Annotated in this window: 15 protein-coding genes; 4 read left to right on the top strand and 11 right to left on the bottom strand. The window is 68.1% G+C overall.

Going from position 1 to position 17,670, the window contains the following annotated elements; all coding sequences use genetic code 11:
• Positions 1 to 222 precede the first annotated feature (222 nt).
• Genes ACP693_RS01805 through ACP693_RS01815 form a run of 3 tightly spaced genes read left to right on the top strand, consistent with a single transcriptional unit; the run spans position 223 to position 2,488 of the window.
• A complete protein-coding gene (locus tag ACP693_RS01805) occupies positions 223 to 435 on the top strand; it encodes a DUF2945 domain-containing protein (RefSeq protein ID WP_426019403.1) in 213 nt (70 codons plus the stop codon).
• Complete coding sequence (locus ACP693_RS01810; protein WP_426019401.1) at positions 432 to 1,583, top strand: DUF1176 domain-containing protein; 1,152 nt, start codon at positions 432 to 434, stop codon at positions 1,581 to 1,583. The genes ACP693_RS01805 and ACP693_RS01810 overlap by 4 nt, the downstream gene beginning before the upstream one ends.
• A complete protein-coding gene (locus ACP693_RS01815) occupies positions 1,580 to 2,488 on the top strand; it encodes an NAD(P)/FAD-dependent oxidoreductase (RefSeq protein ID WP_426019398.1) in 909 nt (302 codons plus the stop codon). Before ACP693_RS01810 ends, ACP693_RS01815 begins: the two co-directional genes overlap by 4 nt.
• Here ACP693_RS01815 and ACP693_RS01820 read toward each other — a convergent pair.
• The 10 genes from ACP693_RS01820 to ACP693_RS01865 all read right to left on the bottom strand — a co-directional run bounded on the left by ACP693_RS01820 (position 2,485) and on the right by ACP693_RS01865 (position 15,440).
• Positions 2,485 to 4,287, bottom strand: a complete 1,803-nt coding sequence (locus tag ACP693_RS01820) for a DUF885 domain-containing protein (protein WP_426019396.1) — start codon at positions 4,285 to 4,287, stop codon at positions 2,485 to 2,487. The genes ACP693_RS01815 and ACP693_RS01820 overlap by 4 nt on opposite strands.
• Positions 4,288 to 4,374: 87 nt before the next feature.
• A complete protein-coding gene (locus ACP693_RS01825) occupies positions 4,375 to 6,204 on the bottom strand; it encodes a DUF885 domain-containing protein (RefSeq protein ID WP_426019393.1) in 1,830 nt (609 codons plus the stop codon).
• 159 nt (positions 6,205 to 6,363) lie between these two features.
• Positions 6,364 to 8,601: a polyribonucleotide nucleotidyltransferase gene (pnp, locus tag ACP693_RS01830; protein ID WP_426019391.1), complete on the bottom strand. Its 2,238-nt coding sequence runs from the start codon at positions 8,599 to 8,601 to the stop codon at positions 6,364 to 6,366.
• A gap of 244 nt (positions 8,602 to 8,845) precedes the next feature.
• A complete protein-coding gene (gene rpsO / locus ACP693_RS01835; RefSeq protein ID WP_135194257.1) occupies positions 8,846 to 9,115 on the bottom strand; it encodes a 30S ribosomal protein S15 in 270 nt (89 codons plus the stop codon).
• Positions 9,116 to 9,188: 73 nt separating this feature from the next.
• Entirely contained in the window at positions 9,189 to 10,121 is a 933-nt protein-coding gene (gene truB / locus ACP693_RS01840) for a tRNA pseudouridine(55) synthase TruB (RefSeq protein WP_426019388.1), read from the bottom strand.
• Between the two features lie 82 nt (positions 10,122 to 10,203).
• Positions 10,204 to 10,671, bottom strand: coding sequence for a 30S ribosome-binding factor RbfA (gene rbfA / locus ACP693_RS01845; protein WP_426019386.1), 468 nt, complete (start codon positions 10,669 to 10,671; stop codon positions 10,204 to 10,206).
• 65 nt (positions 10,672 to 10,736) lie between these two features.
• Entirely contained in the window at positions 10,737 to 11,423 is a 687-nt protein-coding gene (locus ACP693_RS01850) for a DUF2459 domain-containing protein (RefSeq protein ID WP_426019383.1), read from the bottom strand.
• Entirely contained in the window at positions 11,420 to 11,959 is a 540-nt protein-coding gene (locus ACP693_RS01855; protein ID WP_426019380.1) for a hypothetical protein, read from the bottom strand. Before ACP693_RS01855 ends, ACP693_RS01850 begins: the two co-directional genes overlap by 4 nt.
• Positions 11,960 to 12,014: 55 nt before the next feature.
• Entirely contained in the window at positions 12,015 to 12,692 is a 678-nt protein-coding gene (locus tag ACP693_RS01860; protein ID WP_135194253.1) for a LolA family protein, read from the bottom strand.
• Between the two features lie 342 nt (positions 12,693 to 13,034).
• A complete protein-coding gene (locus tag ACP693_RS01865) occupies positions 13,035 to 15,440 on the bottom strand; it encodes a DNA translocase FtsK 4TM domain-containing protein (protein WP_426019377.1) in 2,406 nt (801 codons plus the stop codon).
• A 139-nt stretch (positions 15,441 to 15,579) separates the two neighbouring features.
• On the opposite strand from ACP693_RS01865, the gene ACP693_RS01870 reads away from it, so the two are divergent.
• Positions 15,580 to 16,851 carry a UbiH/UbiF/VisC/COQ6 family ubiquinone biosynthesis hydroxylase gene (locus tag ACP693_RS01870; protein ID WP_426019374.1) on the top strand — a complete coding sequence of 424 codons (1,272 nt, stop codon included), beginning with the start codon at positions 15,580 to 15,582 and terminating at the stop codon, positions 16,849 to 16,851.
• On the opposite strand, the gene ACP693_RS01875 is transcribed toward ACP693_RS01870, so the two are convergent.
• Positions 16,848 to 17,663: a SirB1 family protein gene (locus ACP693_RS01875; protein WP_426019372.1), complete on the bottom strand. Its 816-nt coding sequence runs from the start codon at positions 17,661 to 17,663 to the stop codon at positions 16,848 to 16,850. The two genes, ACP693_RS01870 and ACP693_RS01875, sit on opposite strands and share 4 nt — an antisense overlap.
• Between the last annotated feature and the right edge of the window lie 7 nt (positions 17,664 to 17,670).

The following is a 17,670-nucleotide window of genomic DNA, read 5'->3' on the forward strand; positions in this document are numbered from 1 at the left end:
TAACCCCGCCCGGAGAAAACCTCGACGCCACGCTGAACCCTTTGGCGGGTCTGGGCTTCTCCTTGGCCCAAGGGCGGCGACGGACGATGGAATGACGAAGGAGGAACGTGATCTGGTCGATCGGTGGATCGTCACCTTCTGCGAAGTCCCGCCCGTGATCGATGCGGAACTGATGCGCAGGCTGATCGCTGAACAGGAAGCGACACAGCAGGGAGCGCAGCCATGCCCGACAAGACGTTCAAGGCCGGCGACCGCGTAAAGTGGGACCACAGCCAGGGCACGACGACCGGCAAGGTCGTCAAGAAGGTCACCTCCGAAACGCACATCAAGGGCCACAAGGTCGCAGCTTCGCCTGACAATCCCGAGTATATCGTCGAGAGCGCCAAGACTGGTGCGCGCGCGGCGCACAAGCCGTCGGAGTTGAAAAAGGCATGAAGACCCTGTCTCGCGGCGTCGCGCTTTCCGCCCTGGCCCTGTCCGCCTTCGCCGTCGCCGGTTGCGGCGACAAGGACGCCGCCAAGGCGCCCGCTGCGCCCAAGGTCGCCATGCCTGCGACCGCCGCCTCTGCCGCCGCAGCGCCCGTGCTTCAGATCCGCAGCGAGACGAAGTCGTTCCGCGACTGGAGCGCGACCTGCGGCAACGACGGAACCTGCTGGGCCTTCGGCTTCGCGCCCGAGTTCGCCGCAGGCTGGGTGCGCATCACCCTGGCGACCGGCCCGGACGCCCAGCCCCAGATCCTGTTCGGCTATTGGCCCGACAGCGACGCCAAGGGTCCCGGCCAGATCGCGCTGACGATCGACGGTCGCGCCTTTGACTCCACGCTCAGCTCGGAGGGCGAGGCGGAAGCACCGATCGGAGAAATCCGCACCGACGCCCGCGCCGCGATCGACGCCATGGCTCAGGGCAAGGTCATGACCATTCGCGGCGGCGCCTCGACCCAGGACGTCTCCCTGCACGGGGCCGCCGCCGCCCTGTTGTGGATCGACGAGAAACAGGGCCGCCTGAACACCACCACGGCCCTGATCCGTCGGGGCGACCGTCCCGCCTCCTCCGTCCCGGTCGCCCCGCCCCTGCCGACGGTCACGCGCGCCCCGGCCGTGGATCAGGCGGGCTTCGGCGACGTGAACCAGACCGTCCCCGCCGCCCTTCGCACCCGCACCGAGGTCGGAACCTGCCTGAAGGAATCGGCCATGCCGGCGATCAGCGACATGGTCATGTCCGCCCGCCTGGACGCCCGCACCGAGTTGTGGGGCGTGCCGTGCGGTGCAGGGGCCTATAATGTCACCCACAACTGGTATCTGACGGGACCGGGCGGCCGCGACGCCCGTCCTGCGATCCTTGCCGGAACGGCCGGACCCGGCGCCGATCCGGTCATGGCCGACAACTCCACCGTCAACGGGGCCTATGATCCCAAGACCCGCACCCTGTCGGCCTTCGCCAAGGGACGCGGCATCGGCGACTGTGGATCGGCCCAGACATGGGCCTGGACCGGCGACCGCTTCGTCCTGACGGAGGAAAGCACGATGGGCCAATGCGCGGGCGTGCGATCCGACCTGTGGCCCGTCGCCTGGCGCACGCAGTGAACGACCCGGAGGTCCTGATCATCGGCGCGGGTCCGGCCGGTCTGACGGCGGCGACCTATCTCGGCCGCTTCCGCAGGCGGACCCTGGTGGTGGACGCGGGCGAACCGCGCGCCTGCTGGATCCCCGTCAGCCACAATATGCCGGGCTTTCCCGCCGGTATCGGCGGCTCGGACATCCTGAAGCGGATGCGCGAACAGGCCGAGGAATATGGGGCGGTCGTCATGCCCGGCCGGGTCGAGGCCCTGGCCCGCGACGGCGACGGCTTCGTCGCCCAGGTGGACGGCCGCGCCATCCACGCCCGCGCCGTGCTGCTGGCGACCGGCGTCGTCGATCATCACCCCGACCTGCCGGGCGTCGAGCGCGCCGTGCAACGGTCGCTGGTCCGCGTCTGCCCCATCTGCGACGGCTATGAAGCCACGGACAAGGCGGTCGCCGTCATCGGCCACAGCGACAAGGGCGCGCGCGAAGCCGCCTTCATGCGCACCTATTCCGACCGGGTGACGCTGATCCACATCGGCCCCGCCGACGCCCTCTCGCGCCGCGACGAGCTGGACAGGCTGGGCGTCGAACTGATCCTGGCGCCGCTGGAGGCGGTGGAGCTGGAACAGGACCGCGTGACCGCCCTGACCTGGGGCGGCCAGACCCGCGCCTTCGACCTGGTCTATTCGGCGCTGGGCACGTCGCCGAACGCCGAACTGGCCCAGGGGCTGGGCACCCGCCTGTCAGGCGACGGCCGGCTGGAGGTCGATCTGCACCAGGCGACCAGCGTGCCGGGTCTCTACGCCGCCGGCGACGTGGTGCGCGGCCTCAACCAGATCGCCGTGGCGACCGCAGAGGCCGCCGTCGCCGCCACCGACATCCACAACCGCCTGCGCAAGGCCGACGGCCTGACCGTCGCCGACTAGGCTTTTTCACCCACGATCCGCTCCAGCACCGCCAGCGGCAGGGAGCCGTTCGCCAGCACCTTGTCGTGGAAGGCGCGGAGGTCGAATCCGGGCGTGGCCTCGGCCTCCTTGCGCAGGCGGGCTATGACGGTGTGGCCGACCTTGTAGGAACAGGCCTGGCCGGGCCAGACGCAGTAGCGGTTGATCTCGCTGTTGGACGCGTCCAGCGGCTTGGCGCCCGAGGCCGCCATATATTCGACCGCCTGTTCGCGGCTCCAGCGCTCGGAATGCAGGCCGGTGTCCACCACCAGCCGCACGGCCCGGAACAGATAGGACATCAGGAAGCCGACCCGGCCCAGCGGATCGGCCGCATAGACGTCCAGATCGTTGGCCGCCACCGCCTCGGCGTACAGGGCCCAGCCTTCGTTATAGGCCGAGAAGCCGCCCGCGCGACGCCATTGCGGCAACTCGCCGGACTCGCGCTGAAGCGCCACCTGCAGGTGATGCCCCGGCGACGCCTCGTGATAGGTCAGGGTCGGCAGGGCGAAACGTGGCCAGTTCCCGCTGTCGCGCAGGTTGATGTAATAGGCGCCCGGTCGCGACCCATCCAGCGGCGGTCCCTGGTAATAGCCGCCCGGCGCGCCCGACTGGATCGAGACGGGCACGCGCCGGACCTCGACGTGGGACTTGGGCAGGCGGCCGAACACCTGCGGCAGTTTCGGCTCCAGATCGGCGACCAGCTGGTTCAGCCAGGCCAGCAGCTCGGCCTTGCCAGCATCCGTATTGGCGAACAGTTGGGCCGGCTCCTTGTTCAGGGCCTGGATGCGTTCGCCGACGGTCCCTTGCGTATAGCCCTGGGCCTTCAGGATGGCGTCGATCTCGGCGCTGATCTCGGCGACCTTTTCGCGGCCCAGGGCGTGAATCTCCTTGGCCGACAGCGTGGTGGTCGTATTGGCCTTCAGTCCGGCCGCATAGAAGGCCTCGCCGTCCGGCAGGCGCCAGACGCCGGCGTCATGGGTCGCGCGGGGGCGTAACGCCTCCAGCGCCGCGATCTGGGCGCTTAGTGCCGGTTTGATCTTCTGGTCCACGATGGCGGCGGCGCGGGCGTCATATCCGGTCAGGTTCAGCCCGCCGGCCTTGCGCGCCAGCGACTTCAGCATGGCCATGTCGGCGGCGGGCGTGTCGCGCAGGGTGCGGATCTGCGGCAACATGCGATCAATGATGAAGTCCGGCGGGATCACGCCCAGGCCTGCGTCTTCCTGGACCTTGGCCGTCTCGCCCTCCAGAACGCCCGAGAAGGCCTCAAGCCGCGAGAGGAAGGCGTCTGCCCCCGCCGCGTCTTCGATCCTGTGCTGGTTGTCCAGGAAGTCCGGCGTGCTGAAATAGGCGCCCGCCAGCTGGGTCACGATATAGGGCGACGGCCGGCCCGGCCCTGCCCCATAGTCGAAGCGCGCCGTCTGGGCCGCCGTTTCGGCGCCAAAGGCGGCGATGGCGTAGTTCAGCGATCCGGCCGGCGACAGGCCGGACTGATCGAAGCCGCTGAGCTGACCCCAGCGCGTCACGGCCTTCGCACGATCCTTGCGGATGGCGTCCGGTCCCGCCTCACTGAGTTTCGACGACAGCCCTGCCCGTGCGCCCCGGTCGAGGCCCAGGTTCGTCGCGCCCTCCGGGTTCTCCTCGATGTCCGCCTCGAACCAGCCGTCCAGCAGGCTGTTCAGCCGCCCATCCGCATCGGTCGCGGCGGCTTGGGCCTGAGCCAGAGAGGGCGCGACTGCGGCTGTGGCGGCGGCGGTCAGCAGAAGGCGGCGACGATCGATCATGCGGTGAACTCTCGGTGACGGGACCGCGCCGCGCCGATGCGGTCCCTGCTTGTCTTCGACGTCGGCCCGGCGCGGCCGGGATGTTCATCAGGCCTGTGTCGCGACCCAGCCGTCCACGATCCGCTCCAGCACCGACAGCGGCACGCCGCCGGCGGCCAGGGCCGTGTCGTGGAAGCCCTTGATGTCGAACTTCGGCCCCAGCGTCGTCTTGGCCTTTTCGCGCAGGCGGACCCATTCGTTGTGCCCGACCTTGTAGGCGCAGGCCTGGCCCGGCCAGCCGCAATAGCGTTCGACCTCGGACGTCGCTGCCCCCTCCTGATCGCCGTAGGCCTCCATCATGTAGCGGATGCCCTGTTCGCGGCTCCAGCCCTTGGAATGGATGCCGGTGTCGACCACCAGGCGGGCGGCGCGGAACATCAGCGACTGCAGATAGCCGATCTGACCCACCGGATCGTTCTCATAGGCGCCCATCTCGTCGGCCAGCTGTTCGGCGTAAAGGCCCCAGCCCTCGACATAGCTGGAGAAGCCCAACAGGTTCATCAGCAGGGGCGCGGACTCGCTCTCCTGTTGCAGGCTGATCTGCAGATGGTGGCCCGGCGCAGCCTCGTGATAGGTCAGGGTCGGCAGGGTCCAGGACGGCCATTCCGCCGTGTCCTTCAGATTGATCCAGTAGATGCCGGGCCGCGTCCCATCCAGGCTGGGCGAGTTGTAATAGCCCATGGGCGCGCCGGCCTCGATCTCGGGCGGGACGCGCTTGATCTCGACCTTGGCCTTGGGCAACCGACCGAAGGCGTTCGGCAGCCGCGCCTGCATGTCGGCCATCTGCGCGTTCAGCTTGTCGATCAGCTCGGCCTTGCCGGCGTCGGTATTGGCGTAGACGTATTTCGGATCGTCCCCCAGGGCCTTGATCCGTTCGGCGACCGAGCCCTGCGTCAACCCTTGCGCCTTCAGCAGCACATCGGCGCGCGCCGTCAGATCGGCCATCTGCTCGACGCCGGTGCGGTGAATCTCGTCCGCCGTCAGCCGGGTCGTGGTGATGTAGTGCAGGCTGTTGGCGTAATACTGCTCCCCCTGCGGCAGGCGACGCACCGAGGCCTCGTGCACGGCGTTCGGCTGGGCGGCCTTCAGCACGGCGTTCTGGGCGGCGAGAGCCGGATAGACCCGCTCCGCCACGAGCCGCTCGACCTGGGCGCCCCAGTCGCCGGTCAGCCCCTTGGCGCGCGCGCGATCGACGACCGACTGCACCAGGGGCGAGGTCGCCGCCGGGGTCGCCAGGAAGCCGTCCTGCTGGCGGATCGCCTTGGCCAGGATGAAGTCCGGCGGAATGACGCCGAGCGCATATTCCTCCTTCACCCGGTCCGTCTCGGCCTGCAGCACGTCGGCGAACGCGTTGACCCGCGCCACATAGGCGTCGGCGTCGGCGGCCGTCTCGATGGTGTGCTGATTGGCCAGGAAGTCCGGCGTGGATTGATAGGCGCCGCCCTGCTGGCTGACCCGGTACGGATTGGGCCATCCGCCCTGGCCATAGGGGATGTCAAAGGTGGCGATCACCCCGTCCAGATTCTGCGCCAGGCTGTCGTAGTAGTTGGCGTTGCGCGCATCCAGTTTGGTGCGGTCGATCCGGGCCAGTTCGGCGCGCTGGCGACGCGTGAAGGCGCGCTGGTCGTCTTCCTCTGCGCGTGTGGGCGCGGTCAGTTTGGACTTGGCGGCGGCGCGGTCGCCCTTGTCCAGGCCGAACATGGTGACGACCTCGGGGCTCTTGTCCAACGTCTGCTCGAACGTGGCGTCCATGAAGGTCTTGAGCTGGGCGGCGGCGTCGCCTTGGGGGGCGGCTTTACGGGCGAAGGCGGGACCGCCCACGGCGACCAGGCCGGCGCCCAGCGCGGCGGACTGAAGAAGACGACGACGATCGAACATGGAACGGCCCCTCGAAATTGGATGCGGCAATGGAGACCGCAGGCGCGGGCGCGGCAAGTGAAATTCCAGACAGGCCCCCGATCTCTGCATTGTGCGGCCAAAGAAAAAGGCCCGGCGGATCGCTCCGCCGGGCCTCATCAGTCTTGAATACGCAGTCGCTTAGTCGCGACGACGACGTCCGCGATCGCCACCGCGATCACCGCCGCCTTCGCGCTTGGGACGGCCGCCGGTGTCGTCCGACAGAGGCTCTTCGCCACGCTCGGCGCGTTCGGCGTTGATCTTGTCGGTCAGGTCTTCACCCGTGGTCTGATCGACGATCTTCATCGACAGCTTGGTCTTGCCGCGATCGTCGAAGCCCAGGAACTTGACCTTCACTTCTTGGCCTTCCGACAGGACGTCGGCCGGGTTGGCGACGCGTTCCAGAGCGATCTGGGACACGTGGACCAGGCCGTCCTTGGCGCCGAAGAAGTTCACGAAGGCGCCGAAATCGACGACCTTCACGACCTTGCCGGAGTAGATGGTTCCGACTTCCGGTTCCGAGGCGATGGACTGGATCCAGGCCTTGGCGGCGTCGATCTTCTCTTGGTCGTTGGCGGCGACCTTGATGGTGCCGTCATCGCCGATGTCGATCTTGGCGCCGGTCTTCTCGACGATCTCGCGGATGACCTTGCCGCCCGAACCGATCACTTCACGGATCTTGTCGACCGGGATCTTGACCGTTTCGATCTTCGGCGCGTGCTCGCCCAGTTCGGTGCGCGGCGCGTCCATGGCCTTGGACATCTCGTCCAGGATGTGGAGGCGACCGGCCGAGGCCTGCGTCAGAGCCTGCTTCATGATCTCCTTGGTGATGCCGGCGACCTTGATGTCCATCTGAAGGCTGGTGATGCCTTCCGAGGTGCCGGCGACCTTGAAGTCCATGTCGCCCAGGTGATCTTCGTCACCCAGGATGTCCGACAGGATGGCGAACTCGCCCGACGGCTCCAGGATCAGGCCCATGGCGATGCCCGAGACCGGACGGATCAGCGGAACGCCCGCGTCCATCAGGGCCAGCGAAGCGCCGCAGACCGTGGCCATGGAGGACGAGCCGTTCGACTCGGTGATCTCGGAGACCAGACGGATGGTGTAGGGGAAGTCTTCCTTCGACGGCAGCATCGGACGAACCGCGCGCCAGGCCAGCTTGCCGTGACCGATTTCGCGACGGCCGGGCGAACCCATGCGGCCCGCTTCACCCACCGAATAGGGGGGGAAGTTGTAGTGCAGCAGGAAGCTCTCTTTGTAGGTGCCCGACAGGCTGTCGATATACTGTTCGTCCTCGCCGGTGCCGAGCGTGGCGACGACCAGGGCCTGGGTTTCACCACGCGTGAACAGGGCCGAACCGTGGGTGCGCGGCAGGACGCCGACTTCCGACACGATGGCGCGGACCTTGTCGAGGGCGCGGCCGTCGACGCGGTGCGCGTTCTCGATGATGTCGCGACGCAGAACCTCGGCTTCGCATTCCTTGAAGGCGGCCGAGAACTTGGAGCCGTCGACGCCGTCGGGGTTCTCGTCGGTCTTCACCAGCTTGGCGGCGGCGGTCTTCTTGGCCGCGTCGACGCCCGAGCGGCGGTCGTACTTGCCGGGGTGGGTGTAGGCGGCCTTGATGTCCTCGCCGACCAGCGACTTGATCGAGGCGACCACGTCGGAATGATCTTCGGCCTGGAAGTCGAAGGGCTCCTTGGCGGCGTGTTCAGCCAGTTCGATGATGGCGTCGATCACCGGCTGCATGCCCGCATGCGCGAACATCAGGGCTTCCAGCATCTTCTCTTCCGACAGCTCCTTGGCTTCGGATTCGACCATCATCAGAGCGTCCTGGGTGCCGGCGACCACCAGGTCGAGGTCCGAGGTCGCGATCAGGTCGATGTGCGGGTTCAGCACCAGCTCGCCGTCGATCAGGCCGACGCGCGCGGCGCCGATGGGGCCCATGAAGGGCACGCCAGAGATGGTCAGGGCGGCCGAGGCGGCGACCAGGCCGACGATGTCCGGATCGTTCTCCATATCGTGCTGCAGCACGGTCACGACGACCTGGGTCTCGTTCTTGAAGCCCTTGACGAACAGCGGGCGGATCGGACGGTCGATCAGGCGGGAAACCAAGGTTTCCTTCTCGGTCGGACGGCCTTCACGCTTGAAATAGCCGCCCGGAATCTTGCCGGCGGCGAAGGTCTTTTCCTGGTAGTTGACCGTCAGGGGGAAGAAATCCAGGCCGGGCTTGGGCGAGCGGCCATAGACGACGGTGGCCAGAACCACGGTCTCGCCGTAGGTCGCCAGCACGGCGCCGTCGGCCTGGCGGGCGATGCGGCCCGTTTCCAGGGTCAGCGGGCGTCCGGCCCAGTCGATCGTCTTGCGTTTGATATCGAACATATTTCGTCTTTCGTATCCCGGGCGGCGTATTCCGCGCGGGGTCCCATCATGGGGCGGATGCGTCGGCGTTCAGTCCTTCGATCCAGAGGTCGCCGCGCCATCGCGATCGACCGGGAGAGGACCGGCATGGCCCTCGCAACTGCGCCGTAAGTCCTGCGGCGCACAGGTCGTGTCTAGTTGCACAACGAGGCGCGGACGTGACCGTCCGCGCCTCGTAAAGCATATTCTACACTGATCCGACGCCTTAGCGGCGCAGGCCCAGCTTGGCGATGAGCGCTTGGTAGCGATCGGCGTCGACCTTGGTGAGGTGGTCGAGCAGGCGGCGACGTTGCGACACCATTTTCAGAAGGCCACGACGCGAGTGGTTGTCCTTCTTGTGGGTCTTGAAGTGTTCGGTGAGGTTGGCGATGCGTTCCGACAGGATTGCGACCTGAACCTCGGCCGAGCCGGTGTCGCCAGCGGTGCGGGCGTTATCGGCGATGATCTCGTGCTTGCGTTCAGCAGTAACCGACATCGAAAGTCTCCCTTGATGGCCTACCGCGCTTTCGCGCTACTTGAGGCCGGGTTGGAGTCCCCTGATCAGGCGATCAGGAAAGATTGAAAACGCGGTCGGGTTCTAACCGGCCGGCCCGCAACTGACAGAGTGCGACGAGGGTCTGGCCCTGAAAGGCTGAAACCGTGCGCGAACCGCCGGTAAGGCGATCCTTGAGGGTTTCCACCTGACGGGGGAGCAGAACGATCGGGCGTCCCTGCCGAAGCAAGAAGGCGTCCTGTTCTGTCACGGCCAGCTCCGGGATGTCGTCCAGAGCGGTCGCAACGGCAAGCAAGCCTTCCGAGGCGGCGCCCCTATGCACCATTTCCTCCAGAGAATCCAGAGTGACGGCGTTTTGCGTGCTGAACGGCCCGACCAGTTCGCGCCGCAGAGCCGACACATGACCCTCGGCGCCCAGCACGACGGCCAGGTCGCGCGCCAGCGAGCGGACATAGACGCCCTTGCCGGTGCGGATCGTCAGTTCGACATGATCGGCGTCCGGCGCGTCGCTGACCTCGGCCGAATGGATGGTCACGCGGCGGGACTGAAGTTCGAACTCCACCCCGTCACGGGCCAGGTCATAGGCGCGGGCGCCGTCCACCTTGATGGCCGAGAAGCGGGGCGGGGTCTGGTCGATCTCGCCGACGAAGGCCGGCAGCGCCGCCTTCACCGCCTCGACCGTGGGTCGCACGTCGGAACGGCCGATGATCTCGCCCTCGCGGTCCACGCTGTCGGTCGAGACGCCCCAGTTGATGGTGAAGCGATAGACCTTCTGCGCCTCCATCATCATCGGCACGGTCTTGGTCGCCTCGCCCAGGGCGATGGGCAGGATGCCGCTGGCCAGCGGATCCAGCGTCCCGGCGTGACCGGCCTTTTGGGCGTTGAACAGGCGGCGAATGCGGCTGACCGCCTCGGTCGATCCCATCTCAAATGGCTTGTCCAGGCAGACCCAGCCGTCGACGATGTCGCCCTTCTTCTTGCGGGCCATTATGCTGAGCCTATCGCGCTTCGCGCTGCTTGAGGCCGCAAGGCTGGGCCAACCGCGCTTCGCGCTGCTTGAGGCCGCTCAATCAAGCGTCGTCCCCTTCGTCGTCGCGTGCCGCCAGGTCGGCCTGGATGCGCGGATCGGCGAACAGCTTGTCCATGTGGTTGGCGGCGCCGAAACTCTCGTCGTGGCGGAACTTCAGGTCGGGCGTGAACTTCATGTCCAGGCGACGGCCCAGCTGACCGCGGATGAACTTGGCGTGGACGTTCAGCGCCTTGATGATCTCGCTCTCATGGCCGTTGGTCGCAGCGGCCTCGACGCCGGCGCCCAGGGGTTCGACGAAACAGGTGGCGTGCTTCAGGTCCGGCGACAGGCGAACCTCGGTCACGGTGATGGACACGTCGGCCAGGGCCTCGTCGCGGATATCCTCCTCGCGCAGGATGTCGACCAGGGCGTGACGGATCAGCTCGCCGGCGCGCAGTTGGCGCTGGCTGGGCGCTTTTCCTGCCGGGCTGGCGCTGGAGGAACTGCGGGTAAACTGCTTGTGGGCCATCGGCCTCTCCTTCTTGTTCGCCCGCCGGGGCTCGGACCCGGCCGGATAAGCGAAAGTCGGGCGGTCTAGTCTCGCGACGGCCTCATGTCCAGTTTTCGCTCCTGTTCGGCCGCCCGCACCGACCGTATCACCTCGACCGAGGTGATCGACTGGACCGGACGGACAGGAACCCCGCCGGCGTTCAGCACGTCCGCCGTCCAGTGGTTGCACAGGTGCAGGATGGAGAAGGTCTCGCGGCTGGCGAAGAAGCGGGCGTCGTCGCCGGGGCGTGCTGCGGCGATGCGGGGCGCGCCGTCCGACAGGTCCAGCGACGCCTCCACGCGGGCGGCCAGGCGGTCGAACCGGGCGCGCGTCAGGGTCAGGGTAGCGCTGTCCTCGCCATAGGTCAGACGCGGATCGATGCTCCGCGGGTCCAGCATCAGGACCGAACGGTTGCGGGGATGCAGGAAGGCGCGGGCGCCGTCTGGCAGGCGATTCAAAATGGGGCTCTGATCGACATAGAATTTCGCATCGCCCCAACCGATCAGGATCCAGTCGCCGGGCGTCAGCCCCGCGACGGCGCGCGCCAGAGGGCCGCCGCGTCGCACCAGCGCCTCGCGCGGCACGGCCAGATCGGTATGAAACCCGTTGTCGAGCACCTGAACGACAATGGTGTCCGGCGCGCCGGTGGGCTTCGCATCGCCCGGTTTCGTCCAGGTCAGAAGCGCCGCGACCGCCCCGACCAAGGCGGCCAGCAACAGCCCTCGCATCATCGGCTCAGGTCCAGCACCGCGCACAGCCGATCGTCGGGCGTCAGGGCGCCGGGCGGCGGCCCTTGTCGGACCGGCATCATGACGAAGCCGTCGCGCCGCACCGCCAGCGCCAGCCAGCCGACGGGATGCCCCGCGCAAAGCCGGGTGTCTTCTTCCGCCGTCACACGTCGGATCTCGATCTGCGCCTGGGTCGGCACGGTCATGGCGTCGGCGAAGGTCGTGGAGACGCTGGCCTGCTGATCCGCCTGGACCAGGCGATGCGGCTCGGACTTCAGCGTCCCCTCCGTGCCGGTTGAAAGCTCGCCGCCCTCGATCTGGACCACCAACGTCGATCCGGCCGTGGCGTATCGGCCGGCCAGCACCGCGTCCCCGACCTCGACCCGGCTTGACGGGCGATGCGGCGCGGGGTCATCCGCCGGTTCGATCAGGCGATGCACCGCCGGCTCCATCACCAGCGCGCCCAGCATAAACAGGGCGAAGGCGCCGAAGCCGACCGCCACGATCCATTTCAGCGATGGCGGGGCGGTCGCGCTCATGCGGCCAGTCTAGAGGAACAGGGGTTGAGGAATGGTCACCTGCCCCCCAGGCCTTTTAGTTTCGGCCGGGACGACGCGTCGGGTCGGTCAGCTGGAACAGTCGCGCCGACAGGTTCGACGCCGGCTGCAACGCCGTCAGCTGGGTGCGGGTGCGCGCGCCTTGCGGATCGGTGATGGTCCATTCCTGCAGGCGCATCGGATTGCCGGCGAAGGCCAGGATCACCTGTCCGTCGTTCGGACGATTGGCGTCGCGCGCGGTGATGGCGAAGGCGCCGGACGCCATTCGCGTCACGCGCTCTATGCGGACGCCCTGGTCCAGCCGGACGTTGCGCGCCAGGAAGGTGGACAGGGGCGTGCGGCCCAGCGGCACCTGCTGGAAGGTGTTCAGGCGAGGGTCGTAGCGTTTGACGTTATAGCCGTCCGACACCACCAGAAGACCTGCGGGGTTGGTGTATTCGAAACGCATCTTGCCTGGACGTTGCAGATAGAACCGCCCCTGACGGCTCTGGCCGTTGGGTCCCGTCTCGGTGAACGTGCCTTGCGCCGATGTCAGGGCCTGCAGATAGCCCTGCGCCTGCTGAACCACGGCGCGGTCGTCGGCCGACAGGTTCGATTGGGCCTGGGCGGCGTCGAACACGCCCAGCGCGGCGAACCCGGTCAGAAGCCCTGCGCCCAGCAGCAGGCTGCGGCGCTGAAGGTCGGTCGGAGCGATGGCGAGCGTCTTGGAGGTCATGAAGTCCGTCTCCCGTTCGGGATGGTTGTCGATCCTGCCGTCTTGCCCGGTCGGCTTGGCGTCGGAATGACGCGAGCCTGACCATATTCCGGCGCTGCGATGAAGCCCTGTTCATCGAAATGCTGAAGCTTGGGAGAGATAGCGGGGTGGAGAACGGACATTGGGGAGGACGGTTGCATGTCGTCTCCTCCCCATCTCGATGGGGAGGGGGACCGCGCGCAGCGTGGTGGAGGGGCTCTTGAAGTCCCACGGGCGACTGTGATGCGGTGAAGAGCCCCTCCGTCACGGCGCGAAGGCGCGCCGCGCCACCTCCCCGCAAAGCAGGGAGGAGACGGGGTATTTTCACACCATTGGCGGCGGACCGGCCAGGACGTCGCGCTTGCCGGCGTGGTTGGCGGGGCTGACCACGCCTTCCTGCTCCATCCGCTCGATCAGGGAGGCGGCGCGGTTGTAGCCGATCTGGAGCCGGCGCTGGACATAGGAGGTCGAGGCCTTGCGGTCGCGGGTGACGACGGCGACCGCGCGGTCATAGAGGTCGTCGCCGGATCCGCCGCCGCCCTCATCCACAGCGCCGTCCCCGTCGCCGTCCGGTTCGTCGGTGATCAGGTCCAGATAGTCGGGCTCGGCCTGGGCCTTCAGGTGTTTGCAGACGTCCTCGACCTCCTTGTCGTCGACGAACGGGCCGTGCAGGCGGGTGATGCGACCGCCGCCGGCCATGTAGAGCATGTCGCCCTGGCCCAGCAGCTGTTCGCCGCCCTGTTCGCCCAAAATGGTGCGGCTGTCGATCTTGGACGTGACCTGGAAGGAAATCCGGGTCGGGAAGTTGGCCTTGATGGTGCCGGTGATGACGTCGACCGACGGGCGTTGGGTCGCCATGATCAGGTGAATGCCGGCGGCGCGGGCCATCTGTGCCAGGCGCTGGACGGCGCCTTCGACGTCCTTGCCGGCGACCAGCATCAGGTCGGCCATCTCGTCCATGACCACGACCAGGAAGGGCAGGGGCTCGGGACGGATCTTCTCGGACTCGTAAACCGGGCGGCCCTGGTCGTCGAAACCGGTCTGGACCGTGCGTTCGAAATGCTCGCCTTTCGCTTGAGCTTCGCGGGCGCGCTCGTTGTAGGAGGCGATGTTGCGCACGCCCAGCTTGGACATGCGGCGATAACGGTCCTCCATCTCGCGCACCGTCCATTTCAGGGCGACGACGGCCTTTTTCGGATCGGTGACGACCGGCGCCAGCAGGTGCGGGATGCCGTCATAGACCGACAGCTCCAGCATCTTGGGGTCGATCATGATGAAGCGGCATTCGGCCGGGCTGTGGCGATACAGGATCGACAGGATCATGGCGTTGACCCCCACCGACTTGCCCGAGCCGGTGGTGCCCGCGATCAGCAGGTGGGGCATGCGCGCCAGGTCGGCGACATAGGGTTCGCCGCCGATGGTTTCGCCCAGGGCCAAGGGCAGCAGGTGGCCCTTCTTGTCGTATTCGGCGCTGGACAGCAGGTCGCGCAGATAGACGGTCTCGCGCTTGGCGTTGGGCAGTTCGATGCCGATGGCGTTGCGGCCCTGAACCACGCTGATGCGGCAGGCGCGAGCCGACATCGACCGGGCGATGTCGTCGGCCAGGGCGACAACGCGGCCGTGTTTCACGCCCGGCGCGGGGACCAGTTCGTACAGGGTGACGACCGGGCCGGGGCGGATCTGGTCGATCACGCCACGCACCCCGAACTCCTGAAGCACGCCTTCCAGCATCTTGGCGTTCTGCTTCAGCGAATCCTCGTCGACCGCACCCACGCGCTGGGGGGGCTTGGTCAGTATGCCCAGCGGCGGCAGGTCGAAATCGCCCTCGGGCCGCACGAAGTCGAAGGCCTGCTGGTCCACGTCGTCCTTGCGAGCCTTGGGCGCCTTGACCGCGGCGACGCGGGGCTCGACCGGGCGGGCGGCCGACGGGCGCGGCGCGGGTTGAACCGCGTCGTCCTCCCAAGGCGGCAGGTCGTCATAGGCGGTCTGCGGCGCATCTGCGGGGGCGGCTTGCGAAGCCTCCTCGGGCGGGGGCGCAGCGCGGGGCGTGCGGGCCTTGGCCGGCGCCTTTTCGCGGGCAGGCTGGGCCGCAGCGCGGGGAGCGGCGGCCGGGCGCAGAGACTTGCCCCAATGCAGGGCGTCGATGAAGTCCATGGCGCGCAGACCGATGGCGAAACCGACCAGCCACAGCCCCGCGATCAGGAAGATGACGCCGGCGATGATCCGTCCGCCGGGAATATGCAGGGCGCCGATCCCGCGCGCCGCCAGACCCGTGACCGCATCGCCCCACAGACCGCCGAGACCGGCCGCCAGGGGCCAGGCGGCAGGCGCGGCCAGCGCCGCCAGGGCGCTGGAGAGCAGCAGCACCCCGCCGGTCGCGGCGAAGGCTTTCAACGGCGAGGGCTTGAGCCTTTGCTGGATCGCATCGCCCACGGCGCGGGCCAGGCCGAAGGCGACCAGCAACAGGGCGGCGGGCCAGGCGGCGAGGCCCAGCGACTGCATGAACAGATCGGCGAACAGGGCGCCGTTCGCCCCCAGCCAGTTGGTGGTCGGCAGGCTGGAGGCCGCATTCAGACTGGCATCCGCCGGATTCCACGACACCAGAGCGACCAGCAGCAGGGTCGCCAGGAGGGCCTGCAACACCCCCCTGAACCGCACCACAAAGGGCGCGTCCCACAGGATGCGGGCGCTGATCCAGGCCTGACGGCTGATGGCGAGGGCGGTGGACATGGGAGGGCGAACCCTGACGACGAAAGGATACTCACCCCCTTCTCGCATCCCCAGGGTTAAGGGGCTGTTTACCAGCTTGGCCTTGGGGCGGACAATCCGCCCACTGGACCTTTGGCCTCGACGGGGCGACAAGCCTGTCATGGCCGACACCGAACGCTACGACATCGTCATCGCCGGCGCGGGGCTGACCGGGGCGGCTTTCGCCCTGGCGGCGGCGCAGGGCGGGCTGAAGGTCGTCATGGTCGATCCGCAGCCGTTCAGCGCCCAGATGGCGCCGACGTTCGACGGGCGTTCGACGGCCGTGGCCTTTTCCACCTTCCGCATGCTGGACGCCCTGGGTCTGGGAGAGACCTTGCGTCCCCACGCCTGTCGGATGGACCATATTCTGGTGACGGACGGCAGGCGGCCCGGCGCGGCCAGCCGCAAGGCCTCGCCGGCCTTCCTCCGTTTCGACGCCGACGAGATCGGCGGGCGCACCGGGGGCGAGCCGCTGGGATATATGGTCGAGAACCGCCGCATCCGCGTCGCTTTAGCCGAGGCCGTCACGCGCGCGGGGATCGAGGTGCGTGCGCCGGCGACCGTCGCCAGGGTCGAGACCGATGCGGGCAAGGCGACAGTGATCCTGGCCGACGGATCGACGCTGATCACGCCGCTGGTCGTCGGCGCCGAGGGCCGGGGCTCGACCGTGCGCCGCGCCGCCGGGATCGAGACCGTCGGCTGGGGCTATGGTCAGAGCGGGGTCGTAGCCACGGTCCGGCTGGGCCGCGACCACGGCAATATCGCCCACGAATATTTCCTGCCCAGCGGCCCCTTCGCCATCCTGCCCCTGACGGATCAGCGCGCCAGCCTGGTCTGGACCGAGACGACGCGGCGGGGCGAGGCCCTGCGCGACGCGTCGGATGAGGCCTTCCACGCCCATCTGATGCGCCGGTTCGGAGAGTTTCTGGCCACGCCTGAGCAATCAAGCGCGACGGTCGAGGGGCCGCGTTTCGTCTATCCGCTGGCGCTCAGCCTGGCCGAGAAACTGGTCGCCCCGCGCATCGCCCTGATCGGAGACGCCGCGCACGGGGTTCACCCCGTTGCGGGTCAGGGGCTGAACATGGGGCTGAAGGACGCCGCCGCCCTGGCCCAGGTGCTGGCTGAGGCTGCGCGCCTGGGCGAAGACCTGGGCGCCGAGACGGTGCTGGAACGCTACGCCCGTTGGCGCCGGTTCGACAATGCGGCCCTGGCGGCAGGCTTCGACGCCTTCGTGCGGCTGTTTTCCAACGACATCGCGCCGGTGCGTCTGGCGCGGGACCTCGGAATGGCGGCGGTCAACCGGATCGGGCCGTTGCGCCGCGCCTTCATGCAGGAGGCCGGCGGCGCGACGGGCGACCTGCCCCGCCTGCTGCGTGGCGAGGCGGTCGTCTAGTTCAACTGCATCCGTACGCGTTCGAACGTCGTGAACCGCCGCGCCTCCTCGACCCCGTCCAGACCGTGGGCGCGCGACAAGGCCTGCAGCGAGCCGGCCAGCGCCCCCTGTTTCTCGCGCGCTGAGGCGACGTCGAGCCAGGGCCGGTGGTCTTCGGGGTCCAGAAGGGCGCGGCGCAGGGCGGAGCGTTCGGCGGCCTCATAGTCCCGGCCGCGAATGGCGCGGCTGAACAGCACGTTCTGCAGCCGGATCAGGGATTGGCGATCCGTCACCGGCGCCATCAGGATATCCAGCCGATCCGCGACATGCGGCATCAGCCCCGCACGCAGGGCGCGGCGGGTCAGTTCGCTGGGCAGGATCAGTCGCCCCTGGCTGAACGGGTCCAGAGCCACCGGCCCTTCCGGCGTCTCCACACGGATCATGAAATGGCCGGGGAAGTCCACGCCCGCCGCCGTGATCCCGGCCTCCCGTGCCGCATGCAGGTAGAAGACGGCCAGGGCGGCGGACAGGCCGCGCCGCCGCTCGGCCACCGCGATGATGTCGGTGTTTCCGGGATGATCGAAATGGATCAGGTCGCCGTTCAGCCGAAGGTCCGCGCACAGGGTCTCGGACAGGGCCTCGTCGGGGCCTTCGCCGCCGATCCGTTCCTTCAACCGCGCGCAGGCGTTGCGGGCGAGGGCGCGCACAGGCTCGGGATCGCGCAAGGGCTGGTCGTGGATGGCGCAGGCGATCGCAGCCTCCAGCAGGGGGAAGGCGTCGTCCTCGGCCTGACCGGCCGCGGTCAGGATGGCCTCGGCCTCCTCGCGCGTCATGCGATCC

Source organism: Brevundimonas sp. TWP1-3 (assembly GCF_049896085.1).
In the GTDB taxonomy this organism is placed as follows: domain Bacteria; phylum Pseudomonadota; class Alphaproteobacteria; order Caulobacterales; family Caulobacteraceae; genus Brevundimonas.